The sequence below is a fragment of the Mesorhizobium sp. CAU 1732 genome, assembly GCF_039888675.1.
In the GTDB taxonomy this organism is placed as follows: Bacteria; Pseudomonadota; Alphaproteobacteria; order Rhizobiales; family Rhizobiaceae; genus Aerobium.
In genome coordinates, this window is record NZ_JBDQQR010000001.1 from 269,352 (window position 1) to 285,047 (window position 15,696).

16 protein-coding genes are annotated in these 15,696 nt (G+C 64.1%); 4 read left to right on the forward strand and 12 right to left on the reverse strand.

Features of this window, described 5'->3' with window-relative positions:
• Positions 1 to 63: 63 nt before the first annotated feature.
• Together AAFN55_RS01435 and AAFN55_RS01440 are read left to right on the forward strand one after the other, a co-directional pair.
• Positions 64 to 894 (forward strand): alpha/beta hydrolase, encoded by an 831-nt coding sequence (locus AAFN55_RS01435; RefSeq protein WP_347797106.1) that lies wholly within the window; start codon positions 64 to 66, stop codon positions 892 to 894.
• 76 nt (positions 895 to 970) lie between these two features.
• Positions 971 to 1,207, forward strand: coding sequence for an Lrp/AsnC ligand binding domain-containing protein (locus AAFN55_RS01440; protein WP_347797107.1), 237 nt, complete (start codon positions 971 to 973; stop codon positions 1,205 to 1,207).
• A gap of 18 nt (positions 1,208 to 1,225) precedes the next feature.
• Here AAFN55_RS01440 and AAFN55_RS01445 read toward each other — a convergent pair whose 3' ends face one another.
• The 9 genes from AAFN55_RS01445 to AAFN55_RS01485 all read right to left on the reverse strand — a co-directional run bounded on the left by AAFN55_RS01445 (position 1,226) and on the right by AAFN55_RS01485 (position 10,940).
• A complete protein-coding gene (locus tag AAFN55_RS01445; RefSeq protein WP_347797108.1) occupies positions 1,226 to 2,809 on the reverse strand; it encodes an FGGY-family carbohydrate kinase in 1,584 nt (527 codons plus the stop codon).
• Positions 2,806 to 3,477: an HAD family hydrolase gene (locus AAFN55_RS01450; protein WP_347797109.1), complete on the reverse strand. Its 672-nt coding sequence runs from the start codon at positions 3,475 to 3,477 to the stop codon at positions 2,806 to 2,808. The genes AAFN55_RS01445 and AAFN55_RS01450 overlap by 4 nt, the downstream gene beginning before the upstream one ends.
• A gap of 27 nt (positions 3,478 to 3,504) precedes the next feature.
• On the reverse strand, positions 3,505 to 4,983 hold the full coding sequence (locus AAFN55_RS01455; protein ID WP_347797110.1) for a mannitol dehydrogenase family protein: 1,479 nt from the start codon (positions 4,981 to 4,983) through the stop codon (positions 3,505 to 3,507).
• Between the two features lies 1 nt (position 4,984).
• Positions 4,985 to 5,758, reverse strand: a complete 774-nt coding sequence (locus AAFN55_RS01460; protein ID WP_347797111.1) for an L-iditol 2-dehydrogenase — start codon at positions 5,756 to 5,758, stop codon at positions 4,985 to 4,987.
• A complete protein-coding gene (locus AAFN55_RS01465; RefSeq protein WP_347797112.1) occupies positions 5,758 to 6,756 on the reverse strand; it encodes an ABC transporter ATP-binding protein in 999 nt (332 codons plus the stop codon). Before AAFN55_RS01465 ends, AAFN55_RS01460 begins: the two co-directional genes overlap by 1 nt.
• A gap of 17 nt (positions 6,757 to 6,773) precedes the next feature.
• Entirely contained in the window at positions 6,774 to 7,598 is an 825-nt protein-coding gene (locus AAFN55_RS01470; protein ID WP_347797113.1) for a carbohydrate ABC transporter permease, read from the reverse strand.
• A 9-nt stretch (positions 7,599 to 7,607) separates the two neighbouring features.
• On the reverse strand, positions 7,608 to 8,480 hold the full coding sequence (locus AAFN55_RS01475) for a sugar ABC transporter permease (RefSeq protein ID WP_347797114.1): 873 nt from the start codon (positions 8,478 to 8,480) through the stop codon (positions 7,608 to 7,610).
• Between the two features lie 94 nt (positions 8,481 to 8,574).
• Positions 8,575 to 9,885, reverse strand: a complete 1,311-nt coding sequence (locus AAFN55_RS01480) for a sugar ABC transporter substrate-binding protein (protein WP_347797115.1) — start codon at positions 9,883 to 9,885, stop codon at positions 8,575 to 8,577.
• Positions 9,886 to 10,049: 164 nt separating this feature from the next.
• Positions 10,050 to 10,940, reverse strand: a complete 891-nt coding sequence (locus AAFN55_RS01485; protein ID WP_347797116.1) for a LysR substrate-binding domain-containing protein — start codon at positions 10,938 to 10,940, stop codon at positions 10,050 to 10,052.
• Between AAFN55_RS01485 and AAFN55_RS01490 the strand changes: the two genes are divergently transcribed.
• Positions 10,939 to 11,238, forward strand: coding sequence for a hypothetical protein (locus AAFN55_RS01490; protein WP_347797117.1), 300 nt, complete (start codon positions 10,939 to 10,941; stop codon positions 11,236 to 11,238). The genes AAFN55_RS01485 and AAFN55_RS01490 overlap by 2 nt on opposite strands.
• A 9-nt stretch (positions 11,239 to 11,247) precedes the next feature.
• Here AAFN55_RS01490 and AAFN55_RS01495 read toward each other — a convergent pair whose 3' ends face one another.
• The gene (locus AAFN55_RS01495) at positions 11,248 to 12,204 is read right to left on the reverse strand and encodes a sugar-binding transcriptional regulator (protein ID WP_347797118.1); all 957 of its coding nucleotides are present in this window, start codon (positions 12,202 to 12,204) and stop codon (positions 11,248 to 11,250) included.
• Between AAFN55_RS01495 and AAFN55_RS01500 the strand changes: the two genes are divergently transcribed.
• Complete coding sequence (locus AAFN55_RS01500) at positions 12,203 to 12,487, forward strand: hypothetical protein (RefSeq protein ID WP_347797119.1); 285 nt, start codon at positions 12,203 to 12,205, stop codon at positions 12,485 to 12,487. The two genes, AAFN55_RS01495 and AAFN55_RS01500, sit on opposite strands and share 2 nt — an antisense overlap.
• On the opposite strand, the gene AAFN55_RS01505 is transcribed toward AAFN55_RS01500, so the two are convergent.
• Together AAFN55_RS01505 and AAFN55_RS01510 are read right to left on the reverse strand one after the other, a co-directional pair.
• Positions 12,484 to 14,058, reverse strand: coding sequence for a carboxyl transferase domain-containing protein (locus AAFN55_RS01505; protein WP_347797120.1), 1,575 nt, complete (start codon positions 14,056 to 14,058; stop codon positions 12,484 to 12,486). The genes AAFN55_RS01500 and AAFN55_RS01505 overlap by 4 nt on opposite strands.
• Complete coding sequence (locus tag AAFN55_RS01510) at positions 14,055 to 15,674, reverse strand: AMP-binding protein (protein ID WP_347797121.1); 1,620 nt, start codon at positions 15,672 to 15,674, stop codon at positions 14,055 to 14,057. Before AAFN55_RS01510 ends, AAFN55_RS01505 begins: the two co-directional genes overlap by 4 nt.
• Positions 15,675 to 15,696 lie beyond the last annotated feature (22 nt).

Below are 15,696 nucleotides of genomic sequence, written 5' to 3' on the forward strand. Positions count from 1 at the left end.
CGCGGACTGGACAGAGTGATAGCGCCGCGCGATGGAAGGCGTGGGGCTTCAGGGGAGTTGAGCATGATCTACCGCAGCATCGACGATTGGGACGACGCCTATGCGAACGGGCCGAACATCGCGGGCGGCGACCGGTGGCCGGATCTGTGGGTAGAGCCCGCCAAAACCTTCCGCGACAGGCTCTCGGGCGAAGGGCGCGCAAAGCTCGACATCCCCTATGGCGACAAGCCGCGCAACCGCCTCGACCTCTTCCTGCCCAAGGGCAAGGCAAAAGGTCTCGTCGTCTTCGTGCATGGCGGCTACTGGGTTCGCCTTGACAAGAGCCTGTGGTCGCATCTGGCGGCTGGGCCCCTCGCGCACGGCTATGCGGTGGCGATGCCGTCCTACACCCTCTGCCCGGACATCCGCATCGCCGGCATCGTCAGGGAGGTCGCGGCCGCGATCGAGCATGCAGCCGGCCTCGTCGATGGTCCGGTGCACCTGACCGGCCATTCGGCCGGCGGCCATCTCGTCTCGCGCATGATCACCACGACCTCGCCGCTCAAGCCGGACGTGCAGAGCCGCATCGTGTCCACCGTCTCGATTTCGGGCGTCCACGATTTGCGGCCGATCATGAACATCGCCACCAATGCCGATCTGAAGATCGATGATGCCGAGGCCCTGGCCGAAAGCCCCGTCCTCCTGACGCCGATGGACGGCGCGCGCATCGCCTGCTGGGTTGGCGCTGGCGAACGCGCCGAATTCATCCGCCAAAACGCGCTTCTCGCCAATATCTGGACCGGCCTCGGCGCGCAGACGATGATCGTCGAGGAGGCGGACAAGCATCACTTCACAATCATCGACGGCCTCGCCGATCCCGACCACCCGCTCACCAGAACCGTGTTGACAGGGTGAGGCCGAGGCGGGAGTCTGCAACCGATGCCCGTCGCATCGGTTGGCGTGCGATGAGTTCTGGAGTCGAGGACAAGATATGAGACCGGTTTTCGTGCAGCTACAGTGTTCGCCGGGCAAGACCTACGAGGTCGCCGACGAACTCTTCAGGCGCGAAGTCGCCTCCGAGCTGTACTCGACCAGCGGCGACTACGATCTCCTGATGAAGGTCTATATCGAGGACGGCGTCGATATCGGCAAATTCATCAACGACAACGTCGCCAACATAGCAGGCATCGTGCGCTCGCTGACGACACTGACCTTCAAGGCGTTTTGAACGGATGCAGAACTCTTCTCACATCGCGTCCAGCACCTGCCTCTGCCGGTGCATCTCCAGAAACACGCGGTAGTCGCGGTCGAACCGTTCGCGCGCCGCAGGGTCAGGCGTGCGTTCGCGGCCGCCCTGCTGCATGGCCACGCATGCTTCGGCGAGCGACGGGTAAAGCCCGGCAGCGGTGGCCGCCACCATGCCCGAGCCGAGCAGCACCGCTTCGTCGGCGAGCGGTTCGACCACGCGGCAGCCGGTTGCGTCGGCATAGAGCTCCATCAGGAGGGGGTTGCGCGTGTGTCCGCCCGTCACATGCAGCGTATCGATGACGAAGCCGCCTTCGTTGAGCGTGTCGAGGATGTGGCGCACGCCCAGCGCGATGCCGACGCAGGTGCGCCAGTAGAGTTTGCACAGGCTGTCGAAGGATGCGTCGAGCGACAGGCCCGAAATGACGCCGACGGCATGCGGGTCGGCCAGCGGCGAACGGTTGCCGTGGAAATCGGGCAGTACGTGGAGCCGGTTCGCGAGGTTCGGGCCGTCCGCCTCGCGCAGCGCCGTGATGCGCTGGCTGATGCGGCGGTGCATGGCGGCGTCGGGCTCGCCGCCGGCGCCGTGCCAGCGGATGAGATGGTCGAGCAGCCCGCCGGTCGCCGACTGGCCGCCTTCGATCATCCAGAGGTCGGGCAGCGTGACGCCCAGATACGGGCCCCAGCCGCCGGTGAAGGACTTCGCTTCGGTGGACATGGCCATGACGCAGCTCGACGTGCCGGCGATCAGCGCCATGTGGCGCTCGATTTCGTGGCGGTCGGATGCGAAGCCGCCCAGCACGCCGAGCGCGCCGGCATAGGCGTCCACCAGCCCGGTGCCGACTCGGCAGTGCGTCGAGAGCCCGAGATCGGCGGCGGCATCCGGCAAAAGCGGGCCGAGATCGCTGCCGACCGGACGGGCATTCTCGGGCAGGTTCGCGCACTGCATCACATCGTCGAGACCGACGGCGGCGAAGAAGTCGCGCTGCCATCCGGGCTGCTGATGCGCCAGATAGTTCCATTTGCAGGCGAGCGTGCATTGCGACCGGTCGAGATTGCCGGTGGCCCTGAAGGTGAGAAAATCGGCGAGATCGAAGAAGTGACCGGCGGCCTGCCAGCTTTCGGGCAGGTTGCGCTTCACCCACATCAGCTTGGGCGTTTGCATCTCCGGCGACATCGCGCCGCCGAGATGGGCGAGCACGCCATGCCCGGTCGCTGTGCATTCGTCCGCCTCGTCGATGGCCCGATGATCGAGCCAGACGATCGTGTCCCAGCGGTGATCGCCGGTCGTTGAAAGCGTAAGCGGTTGCTGACGTTTGTCGCGGGCGACCAGCGAGCAGGTTGCGTCGAAGCCGATGCCCACGATATCCGCAGGGTCTGCCCCCGACGCCTCGCGCGCGGTTTTCACCGCCGCGCAGACCGCGCGCCAGATGTCTTCCGAATCGTGCTCGGCGTGATCCGCGTTCGGCCGGTGCATCATGATGGGATGTTCGCCGCGCCCGAGCAGGCTGCCGGTCCGGTCCAGGATCGCGGCGCGCGCGCTCCCGGTTCCGACATCGACAGCGCAGACGAGCCCGCCCGTCACCGCACCACCGGGTGGCCCAGAAGCGAGGGCAGGGTGCGCATGTCGTCGAAGATCACGTCGGGTTGCAATCGGTCGAACGCGACGATCAGCCCGCCCGCCGTGGCATGCGAGCCGCCGGCGAAGGCGAAGACGCGCATTCCGGCAGCCTTCGCGGCCTCGATGCCGGCCGGACTGTCCTCGATTACCACGCAATCCTGCGGGTGCGCGCCCATCTGGGACGCGGCGTGCAGGAAAAGATCGGGCGCGGGCTTTCCGTTCTTCACCATGGTCGCACTGTAGATGTTCGGTTCGAGCAAGTCCAAGAGGCCACAGACCTCGAGCGAGAATCTGATCCGCTCCGGCTTGCTGGAGGAAGCGACACAGCGCGGATTCGGCAGGGCCAGAAGGGCGTCGCGAATGCCGTCGATCGCCTTCAGATCGGCACGGAACCGCTCGAAGAGCTGCTGTCTGATGACGGCGAGGTGCTGCTCGGTGAAGTTCAGCCCGAACTGCTCGGCGAGGGTGGTGCTGATGGTCGTCATCGATCGACCGAGGAAGAGCCGGTAGGCGGTTTCTTCATCGACTTCGTACCCCTCGCTCGCGATCACCTCGCGCAGAACCGCGATCGAAATCGGCTCGCTATCGACCAGAACGCCGTCGCAATCGAAGATGACAAGAGGAAGTTGCATGCAAGGCCTTACCGGTTCGTGGGCCGGTCAGAGCGTTCCGGCAAGATAGTCTTCGAGCGTCTGCCTGGTGCCCCGCTCCCAGATCGACCTGAGATTGCGGGCGAAATGTTCGGCAAACACCGGCGACGTGCCTGTATCGCCGAAAATATCCGAAAGCGCCAGAAACGCGTTTGGGTCGTCCTTCCCCTTCAGTGCGGCCTCTTTCAGCCTCGCCGCACTCGCGTCGTTGGGCGGGATCTCGCGGCCTGAATCGCTGGTTCCCGCGCAGTAGCGGCACCACAGCGCCGAGACGAGCGACAGGCCCGTGACGCTCTGGCCTGCCTTGAGGCGATCTGCTGCGGAGGGGAGAATGAATTTGGGCTGCCTATTCGATCCGTCGAGGCACAGGCGCGGGATGGTGTCGCCGATCGTCGGGTTGGAAAAGCGCCGCTCGATCAGGGCGAAATACTCGCCGAGATCGGTATCGGGAACCGGCGGCACGACGGGGATGATCTCCTCGTTTTCGAGCTTGGCGAGAAACCCCGCGATAAGCGGCTCCTGCATCGCCTCGTGCACGAAATGAATGTCCATCAAGGCCGCCGGATAGGCAATAGCCGCGTGGCCGCCATTGAGGATGCGAATCTTCATCAATTCCCAAGGCGCGACGTCATCGACGAAGGTCACGCCGGCCTTTTCGAGCGCCGGTCGCCCGGAGGGGAAATTGTCTTCCAGCACCCATTGCCGGAACGGCTCGCAAAAGACCGGCCAGGCATCGTCCACGCCGAACGTATCGCGCAGCATCGTGCGTTCGCGGTTCGTCGTCGCCGGTGTGATGCGATCGACCATGCCGTTCGGAAACGCCACGTCGGAACGCACCCAGGCGGAGAGGTCCGGATCAATGAGGCTGGCGAGACCCGCCACCGCATCCTGCGTCACATGGCCATTGCCCGGAATATTGTCGCACGACATGACGGTGAACGGTGCGATGCTCGCATCGCGCCGCCGCATCAGGCCTGCGAGGATCAGGCCGAAGACGGTCTTCGGAGCGGCGATGTTCGTGGCATCGACCGCGATCGCCGGATGAGCCGGATTGAAGTGCCCCGAAGCGGGATCGATGAAATAGCCGCCCTCGGTGATCGTCAGCGAAACGATGCGGATCGCGGGATCGGCGAGGCGCGTCACGATCGTCTCGGTATCGCCGGGCTCCAGGAAATCGATCATCACGCCGGTGACGCGGGCGACCATGTGGCCCGCATCCTGTTCGACGACGGTCGTCAGCCAATCCTGTGTCGCAAGGCTGTCCCGGCCGGCGCGCTCGGCGTCGAGAACGCCCGCACCGACGATCGCCCAGTCATGGTCCTCGCCCGCATTGAACAGATCGTCGAGATAGACCGCCTGATGCGCGCGGTGAAAATTGCCGACCCCGAAATGCACAATGCCGGCGGAAAGCCGGTCGCGGCTGTAGGACGGCCGGCCGACATCGCCCGGCAGCGCATCGATCGTGGCGAGCGAGAGTTTCGTCGTCATGTCAGTTCATCCAGTTCCCGCCGTCGACATTGTATGTCTGCGCGACGATGTAGTCGGCTTCCGCCGTGGCGAGGAAGATCGCCATTCCGGTCAGATCCTGCGCGGTGCCCATGCGACCGAACGGGACGGACGCGCCGACGAGCGCCTTCTTCTCGCCGGTCGCGCGGCCCTCATGCCGTGCGAACAGGGCGTCGACGTGATCCCAATGTTCGCCGTCGACCACGCCGGGGGCGATCGCGTTGACGTTGATGCCATGCTGGATCAGGTCGAGGCCCGCAGACTGCGTCAGTGAGATGATCGCGGCCTTGGTCGCGCAATAGATGCCGACGAGCGCCTCGCCGCGACGGCCGGCCTGGCTCGCCATGTTGATGATCTTGCCGCCGCGTCCGCGCGCGATCATCGACCTGGCGACCGCCTGCATCGTGAACAGCGCGCCGGCGACGTTGACGGCGAAAAGCTTGTCGTAGCTCGCGCGCGTAATGTCGACGATCGGCGCCATGTCGAAGAGCGCGGCGTTGTTGATCAGGATGTCGATACCGCCGGCCTGCACCTCCACGGTGGCGATCGCAGCATTGATCGAAGCCTGATCGGTCACGTCGAGCCGCACCGCATAAGCCGCATCACCGATTTCCTGTGCAGTATCCTGCGCGCGGGAAAAATCGATGTCGGCGATGGCGACCGTGGCGCCCTCCCGCACATAGGCCTCCGCGAAGGCGCGTCCGATACCGCGTGCCGAACCGGTGACGATGGCCGATTTTCCGGCAAGTCGCGGCATCAGATGGCCTCGCCGTCGTCGCCGAATCGATGCAGCTTGGCGGGGTCCGGCGTGAGCCAGACCGAGTCGCCGTGGTGGAGCGAAAACTCGCCGTCCCCGCGCGCCGTGATCTGACCAAGGCCGTCCGCCTGCACGTGCAGGAACGTGTCGGAGCCTAGATGCTCCGCGACACCCACCGTGCCCTTCCAGGCTCCCTCGGTCGTGGAAAGCTTGAGGTGCTCGGGCCGGATGCCGATCGTCTTCGCGCCGTGCTTGGCAGCCTCCGTACCATCGATCAGGTTCATCTTCGGCGAGCCGATGAAGCCCGCCACGAACAGGTTCTTCGGCGTCTTGTAGAGATCGAGCGGGGAGCCGACCTGCTCGATATTGCCGGCGTTGAGCACGACGATCTTGTCGGCCATCGTCATCGCCTCGACCTGATCGTGCGTGACGTAGATCATCGTCGTCGCGAGCTGGTGGTGGAGTTCGCTGATTTCGAGCCGCATCGTGCCGCGCAAGGCCGCGTCCAGGTTCGACAGGGGCTCGTCGAACAGGAACGCCTTGGGCTGGCGCACGATCGCGCGGCCGATGGCGACGCGTTGGCGCTGTCCGCCCGAGAGCTGGCCGGGACGCCGTTCGAGATAGTTGGTCAGATTGAGCGTAGCCGCGGCGCCGCGCACCTTCTTGTCGATCGCGTCCTTGTCGATGCCGGCCATCTTCAGCGGGAAGGCGATGTTGTTGTAGACGCTCATATGCGGATAGAGCGCGTAGGACTGGAACACCATCGCCAGTCCCCGCTTGGCGGGCGCCTCGTCGGTGACATCGTTGCCGTCGATGGCGATAGTGCCGCCCGACGTGTCCTCGAGACCTGCGATCAGCCGCAGCAAAGTGGACTTGCCGCAGCCCGAGGGGCCGACGAAGACCACGAACTCCCCATCCGCGATATCGAGGCTGATGTCCGGAATGATCTCGGTCGATCCGAACGACTTCTTGACGTTGGTGAGCGTGATGTTTCCCATGGGTCCCTCCCGCGCTTCTACTTGACCGCGCCGAACGTCAGGCCGCGAACCAGCTGGCGTTGCGAGAACCAGCCCATGATGAGGATCGGTGCGATGGCGAGCGTCGATGCTGCCGAAAGCTTGGCCCAGAACAGACCCTGCGGGCTCGAGAACGAGGCGATGAAGGCCGTCAGCGGCGCGGCGTTGGCAGCCGTGAGCCGGATCGACCAGAACGCCTCGTTCCAGGCCAGGATGATGTTGAGCAGCATCGTCGAGGCGATGCCCGGCACGGCCATCGGCGTCAGCACATAGAGGATTTCGCCCCAGAGCGTCGCCCCGTCCATGCGCGCGGCTTCGAGGATCTCGCCCGGTATCTCGCGAAAGTAGGTGTAGAGCATCCACACCACGATCGGCAGGTTGATGAGCGTCAGAACGATCGTTAGGCCGAGCCTGGTGTCGAGAAGGCCGGTGTCGCGGAAGATCAGGAACATCGGGACCAGCACGCCGACGGCCGGCATCATCTTGGTCGAGAGCATCCACATCAGGATGTCCTTGGTGCGCCTCGTCGGCGAGAATGCCATCGACCACGCGGCCGGGATGGCGATCAGGAGCGCGAGGAACGTCGAGCCGAGCGCGATGATCACCGAGTTCATGAACGGCTTGAAATAGTCGCGCTGCGACTGCACTTCGAAATAGTTTTCGAAGGTGCCCGACGGGATCAGGCTGATGCCCGAGATCGCCTCGGCTTCCGTCTTCAGGGACGTGACGACCATGTAGAAGATCGGGAAGAAGATGATCAGCGCCACGATCCAGGCCGCCGCCGTGGCGACGACCTTGCGTTGTGTCGAAACCTTGCGTGCCATGGGTCGCTCCTACCGATCCAGATTCTTGCCGACGGCGCGCATCAGGAAGATGGCGACGATGTTGGCCAGGATGACCGCGATGACGCCTCCTGCCGATGCACCACCCACGTCGTAGGACAGAAGGGCCGTGCGGTAGATCAGGAAGGCGAGGTTGGTGGATGCGTAGCCGGGTCCGCCATTCGTGGTGACCAGGATTTCCGCATAAACGGCGAGCAGGAAGATCGTCTGGATCAGGATCACGACCGTGATCGCCCGCGCCAGGTGCGGCAGCGTCAGATACCAGAAGCGGCTGAAGAAGCCCGCGCCGTCCATCTCGGCGGCTTCCTTCTGCTCCTCGTCGAGCGACTGCAATGCGGTCAGCAGGATGAGCGTCGCGAAAGGCAACCACTGCCAGGCCACGATGATGATGATCGAGAACAGCGGATATTGCGCGAACCAGTCGACGGGCTGGAGCCCGAAGAAGCGCGAAATGTCGGCGAACACCCCGTAGCCGGGATGCATGATCATGTTCTTCCACACCAACGCCGCGACCGGCGGCATGACGAAGAACGGCGATATCACGAGAATGCGCACGATCCCCTGCCCGAAGATCGGCTGGTCGAGCAGCATGCCGAGCAGGATGCCGCCGATGACCGTGATCAGCAGCACGCCGACGACGATCAGCAGCGTGTTCCAGATCGCCTGGAAGAAGGCCGGGTCGGTGTAGAAATAGACGTAGTTGAAGAAGCCGGCGAAGCCGCGCCCTGCCGGGTTCAGCAGGTTGAAGTTCTGGAACGAGTACCAGATCGTCATCGAAAGCGGCACGATCATCCAGATCAGGAGGAAGATCACCGCGGGCGCCATCATGAAGCGCGCAAGCGTTCGTGTCTGTCGCGTGGCCATGGCTGTCACCCTGCCGTTGGAGCAGCATCGATGTCGTGAGTCGGGAAGGTGGCCGCCCGGCCGAAGCCGGACGGCCTAGGCTCCGGGAGGACGCCTACTTGATGTAGCCGGCGCGGGTCATCTCGCGCGTCGCCACGTTCTGAGCCTGTGCCAGGGCGTCGTCGGCCGTCATCTGACCGGCGAGTGCCGCCGAGAACAGCTGGCCGACCGTCGTGCCGAGACCCTGGAATTCGGGAATGGCGACGAACTGGCCACCCGTATAGGGAACCGGCTTGACCGAAGGCTTGGTGATGTCGGCCGCGTTCATCGCCGCGAGCGTGGGTGCGGCGAAGGCCGCTTCCTTCTCATACTCCGCATTCTCGTAGAGCGAGGTGCGCGTGCCGGGCGGCACGTTGGCCCAGCCTTCCTTCTCGGCGACCAGTTCCGTGTAGGCCTTGCTGGTTGCCCAGGCGACGAACTTCTGCGCCGACTCCGCTTTCTGCGAGCTGGCGGGGATCGCGAGGTTCCACGACCACAGCCAGTTGCCGTGATTGCCGTTGCCCGTATCCGGGAAAATCGCGTAGCCGACCTTGTCTGCCACAGTCGAGTCCGTTGGATTGGACACGAAGGACGCGGCGACCGTGGCGTCGATCCACATGCCGCATTTGCCCTGCTGGAACAGCGTCAGGTTTTCGTTGAAGCCGTTCGATGAGGCGCCGGCCGGGCCGGTATCCTTCATCAGGTCGATGTAGAACTGCAGCGCGTTCTTCCATTCGGGCTGGTCGAACTGCGGCGCCCAGTTCTCGTCGAACCAGCGTCCGCCATAGGAGTTCGTCAGTGCCGTGATGAAGGCCATGTTCTCGCCCCAGCCGGCCTTGCCGCGCAGGCAGATGCCGTTCACGTCGGGGTTGTCCGCCTTGATCTTGCGGGCGGCCTCGCCGATGAACTCCCATGTCGGAGACTCGGGCATTTCGAGACCGGCAGCCTCGAACAAATCCGTGCGATACATGATCATCGCGGATTCGCCGTAGAAAGGTGCGGCATAGAGCTTGCCGTCGACGGAGAGCCCGCCGCGGATCGACGGCAGGATGTCGTCGACGTCGTAGTCGTCGCCCAGGCCGTTGAGTTCGGTCAGCCAGCCCTGCTTCGCCCAGATCGGCACTTCGTAGTTGCCGATCGTCATCACGTCGTACTGGCCGCCATTGCTGGCGATGTCCGTCGTGACGCGCTCGCGCAGCACGTTCTCTTCCAGCGTGACCCACTGGAGTTCGATGTCGAGGTTCTTGGCGGTGAAGTCTTCGGTCAGCTTCTGCATGCGGATCATGTCGCCATTGTTGACCGTGGCGATGGTGATCGTTTCCGCCGATGCGTAGCCGGTGAAAGCGAGTGCCGAGCACGCGCCCAGCAATACAGTTCGAAGTGCCATGGACATCCTCCCTAGAAACCATGATGAGCATTTGCTTGTACGATGGGCAAATATTCAGCCGCAGCCATGCGAAGTCAAGGCCGATTCGATGCTGCGCCGCAGCATGGCCGCCCGCGCAGTCTTGTCGGTGTGTTCGCAGATGAGGGAAATCGGAGCGCGGCGGGTCAGTCGCGGGCAATCTCGTTGAGCAGCCACGTCCGGAAGGCCGCGATTTTCGGGACATTGCGCCGGGCTTCCGGGTAGACCAGCCAGAAGGCGTGGCCGTTTTCGCAAACCAGATCGAAGGGCTGGATGAGGCGGCCCGAGTCCAGCTCGGCCTTGAAATAGAACGGCGTCAGCATCCCGACGCCCTGTCCCGCCAGCGCCGCGCGCCCTTCGCTGATCTGCGAGCCCATCTGCGTTTGCGGCCGGCCCGCCAGGTCGTCGGTCGGCGCACCCGCTTCGCTCAGCCATTGGGGCCACCATGGATCGCCGGGACCTATGATCGGCAGACGCAGCAGATCCGCGGGTTCACGCACCCCGCCGATGCTGGCCGCGAGGTCGGGCGTCAGCATCGGCGTGAACCGGACCGGCTCGACCATGTGCGACACGAGCCCGGGCCACTGCCCCCTGCCCACGCGGATCGCTACGTCCATCTCCTCGCGCGCGAAATCGATGAAATGAGACGACGTGTCGAGCCGCACCGACAGGCGCGGATGTGCCATCTGGAACGCCCCAAGCCGCTGCGCGAGCCAGTTAGACGCGAAGGTGGGAACGGTCGAGATTGCCAGATGCTCGCCTGACGCGCGCCGCATCGTCGTGAAGGCGGCCCCCAGAATGTCGAAGGCCTGCGTCACCGACGGCGCGAGGCGCAGTCCCGCTTCGGTCAATTCCACCTGACGGGGCCGACGCAGGAAGAGCGGCGTCCTGACGCGCTCCTCGAGCTGCTTGATCTGGTAGCTCACGGCTGCCTGTGTCATGCCGAGCTCCTCGGCGGCCTTGGTGAAACTGCCGTGTCGTGCAGCAGCTTCGAACGCACGGATGGCCGTCAGAGGCGGCAGGCGCTGATCCGCCATGGATAAATTCTCCTTATGCGTACCCATCGCCGTTTTGTTGGCAATCACCGGCGATCAGGCAGAAATAGAACGCCTTGGACATAAGAAGATCAAGGTGAAATCGATGGCAATGGTCAGCACGCGGGAGTGCACCCATAAGCACGCGGACCCGCGCACCCGCTGGTCCGTGTGGTTGTGCAGGATCGTGAGCCTCGCGGGAAGCCTGAAGCGCAGACGGGAAAGCGTGAGCCGTCTCCCGGACTATCTCAAGCGGGACATCGGGGTGTTCGACACGGCAACGATCAGGCGGCGGCGCTGATGTGCGGCTTTATAGATCGAGCAGACCGGCGGCGGTCCGCTCATCCGTGATGAGCCCGTTGATCAGGCGGCGATTGGCTGCCGCGAAGATGCCGGGCAGCTTTCGCTCGCCCATGGCCAGCGCGATGACCAGCGACTTCTCCCGAGAAGGAATGCCGGCGGACGCGACGCGGTCGTTGGTGATGCCCTCGATCAGGCGCCCGTCGCGATCGAACGCCCAGCCGACGATTTCGGCAACCGCGCCGGCCTTCTGCAGCGCCTTCAGTTCCGCCAGGGTGATGAAGCCGTCTTCGTAAAGCGGAGCGTTTACGCCCAACTCGCCGATGCCGATGAAGGTGATGTCGGCCTGCGCCGCAAGCGCAAGCGTGGCCTGCATCAATTCCTGTCCATGCAGCAGTTCGCGTTCCGCCCGCGACGAGGCGATGACCGGCAACGGCATCGGGAAGCTGCGGGATTTGACCTTGTCCGCCATGGTGAAGACGACGTTGTAGAATGCGGCCGAACCATCGGGTGCGATGTTGCCGGTGAGCGAGACGACCTTGTGCTGCGGGCATTCCATTGCGGGCAGCCGCTCGATCGCCGCTTTCAGCGTCCGTCCGGTGCCCATCGCCATGATGATCGGCTCCGGCGCGGAGAGACGTTTCTCGATCTCCGCCGCCGCGGCCTCGGCGACCCCCAGCGTCGTCGATACCGAAGACGGGTCGCTCGGCACGACTTCGATGAAATCGAAGGCGAAGCGCTGGCGCAGCCGTTCCGCAAGATCGAGACAGGTGGCGATCGGATGGTCGATGCGAACCTTCACCAGGCCCTCGGCCACGGCGAGCGACACCAACCGCTGCGCCGATTGCCGGGACACGCCGAGCTTGATTGCGATCTGATCCTGCGTGTTGCCGGCTACATAGTACAGCCAGCCAGCACGCGCCGCATCGTCAAGTCTCGCAGCGTTCGCATCGCGAACCGTATTCATGCGTTCTTCCTTCCCGCGCCATCGCCATCTCGACGGCGCGGGCAAATCTGGACGCGCGATGACCTGGCGTCAACTACCGGAAACGAGCAAATGTTATGACAAGGCGTCTTTTGCTCAATGGAAATCGACCGAAATTGCGCCCGACCGAGTCGCCGCCATCCTCGTCGAGCCTGTTCACGGAGGGTTCCTGCCCGCACCCGACGCCTTCATGCAGGGTCTGCGCGCACTCGCGGATCGCCATGGAATCGTCAACGAAAGCCTAGCAGTTTCCGGCATGGCCTAGCAGGGTGAGATGGGATGTTTGCGCGGTGATCGTGCAAGCGCCATCTTGCGGTCCCCGGTTCGGCTAAGAGCTGTGATAATCGCACTGCGCGTATCGCGCGGATCGATCACGTCGTCGATGCCGTATGCCTCGACGGCCCTCAGAGAACCCAACTGGCTGCGGAAGCGATCAATCAGCGCGGTTCTGTGCGCCGCCGGATCGGAGGCGTGCTCGATTGCCTTGCGATAGGCGACATCGACGGCACCTTCCACCGACATGGCGCAGATCTCGGCTGTTGGCCAAGCGACGCAGAGATCGGCGTCGAAACTGCGTCCGCCGGCCATCGCCACATAGGCGAGGCCATAGCCCTTGCGGATTACCACTGAAATTCTGGGAACCGTCGCCTGGCCGAGCTCGAAGATCAGCCGCCCGCTGCGTCGCGCAAGTCCGGTCCGCTCCGCCATGCTGCCGACCATGAAGCCGGGTACGTCGATCAGGTACAGAAGCGCGATGCCGAATGCGTCGCAGAGCGAAATGAAATGCGCGCCCTTTTCGCAAGCGGCCGCAGTCAGCGTGCCGCCAATATGCATCGGCTGGTTGGCGATGTAGCCGACGACGCGACCGTCCATGCGGCAAAAACCGGTCAGGATGTTCTTCGCATAGGTCGGCTTGATTTCGAAGACGCTTCCCGTATCCGCGATCATCGTGATGATCTTGCGCATATCGAAGGCGCGACGACTGTTCTCCGGTACGATGGCAAGAAGGGCGTCCTCGCGCCTGTCGGCTGGATCGCCCGTGTTGACGATGGGGGGGGCCTTGCTCGCATTGGATGGCAGATAGGACAGGTAATGACGGATCAGCCCCAGGGCGGCCGCATCGTCGGCTGCCACCATGTCGGCAATGCCGGCCTGATCGACCTGGACCGCCGCGCCCCCCAGTTCATCCTTGGTGGCATCCTCGCCGGTTGCCGCCTTGACCAGCGCCGGGCCGGCTATGCCCATGGTCGATGTCTTTTCGACCATCACAACGAAATCGGCGAGTGCGGCGAAATTGGAGGGCCCCGCAAAGCCCGGTCCCATGACCGCGGCGACGACCGGCACCCAGCCGGAAAGATCGGCGAAGGTCTGGAACATCGGCGTTCCGCGCGCGAAATGGCGGCTGTCCAATCCCTCCTGAATGCGGTGTCCGCCGCCGTCGAGAAGCATGACGAGCGGATAGCCATGCTGAAGACACTGTGCCGTGAGCCGCAACACCTTGTATTCGGCGCGTGCGCCGTTGGAGCCCCCGACAATGGTGAAATCGAACGCGCAGATGGCGGCGGGCCGCCCCTCTATCTGGCCAAATCCGGTGATGACGCCATCGCCTGGGGCCTGGAGGTCTTCCGTGTCGAACGTGTCCCGGCCCGGTTCCACCAGCGCGCCGCTCTCCTCGAACCGGCCGTCGTCCAGAAGCAGCGCGATGCGTTCCCGTGCCGAAAGCTTGCCCAGTGCGTGCTGGCGCGCGATCGCGTCCGGCCGGGCCTCGTCACGACCGGCATAGCGCCGGGCCTGAACTGCCTCGAGACTGGAGATCACGTCGGAATTCTTGTTCATGAACCTGCTTTCAGCGAGATGCCTGCCGTGTCGGCATCCCAGGTTGTTTCGGTGACACCAGCGCTGCGCAATTCCTGCTTGCGGATCTTCTCCGTCGGTGTGCGCGGCAGCGCATCCAGAAACTCGATGTAGCGCGGCAGCATGAAATAGGGCAGCCGCGGCCGCAAGAACTCGATCAGTTCCTCGGGGGTCGCCTGGAGATCGGCTTTCAGAACGATGCAGGCTTTGATGTCGTGTTCGGTGGCGGCGCTGGACACCCCAATGACCGCACATTCGGAGACGGCCGGATGGCTGGCAACTTCACGTTCAACCTCGAAACTGGAAATGTTTTCGCCGCGCCGGCGTATCGCGTCGTTCGACCTGTCGACGAAGCTGAACATGCCGCGCTCATCTTGCTTCATCGTGTCGCCGGTGTGGAACCAGAGGTTCCGCCACGCTTCCACCGTCGCTTCCGGCATGGCGTGATAGCCATTCATCATCACCCATGGCTCACGGGCGCGCAGCAGCAATTCGCCCGCTTTGCCGAGCGGCACGTCGATGTCGTTCTCGTCCACCAGGCGCGCCTCGAAATCGGGGCGGCACCAGCCGATCTTGCCCGGTTCCGCGCCATTGTGCGGGGAGAGCAACGCGACGGAAGCCTCGGTCGAGCCATAGGCGGAATTGATCGCCTCCATGCCGAACCGCGCGCGAAACCCTTCCAGATCGCTGATGACCGGAACCATCGCGATGCGCTTCAGCCCATGGTTCCGATCCTGCGGATCGAGCGGCTGGCCGTAGAGGAACTCGCCCATCACGCCAAGCACCAGCGTGTAGGTGCACCCGTAGAACCGGACGTCGTCCCAGAACCGGGTTGCCCGGAAGCGCGGGAGGATGACCGCGGATGCCCCGGCGATCAGGGCGTTGTAGACCCCCTTCCACTGGCCCCCGATATGAAACATCGGAAGCACGACGAGCGTGGTGTCGTCCGCCGACACGGCGCCATAGACCTCCGGCGTCGAGTAACCATAGGCGTGGGCGTGGGTCACGCGCACCCCTTTGGAAAGCCCCGTCGTACCCGACGTGTACATGATCCCGATAAGGTCCCACGGTTCGACCTTCTCAACCGACACGGGCGCGGCAGGGAGATCGCCGTAGGCGTGAAGGCGTATATGCGGCGGCAATTCGACCTGAGGCAACGGTCCGCGTACGACGATGTCAGACAAAGCTGTCAGTTGGTCGGCAATGTCGGCGATGCGCTGCACATAGCCGCTTTCGACGATCATTGCCCGCGCACCGCAATTGTTGATGACGTGTACGAGAATCGAGCCGAGATAGGCTGTGTTCACCGGCACCTCGACGCGCCCCGTCAGCGACAGCGCGAGCCAGCAGGCGGCGTAGTCGACGTGATTGTCGAGCATGAGCAGCATCGTCTCGCCAATTTCGACACCCATGCGCGCCATTCCACCGGCAAGTCCGAGCGCTTCGTCGTTGAGCGCCGCATAGGACAGCGCACGGGTCTCGTCGCGCACCGCCATCTTGTCGGGACTGGCCGCGAGAGCGCGGGCCATCACGGCCGGTACGGTGCGCTCGGCAAGCGGTGGGAGGACAGGAACGGGAAGCGGGTTCTGAAAAGCCATCTCTTCACCCCGTCTCGGGATT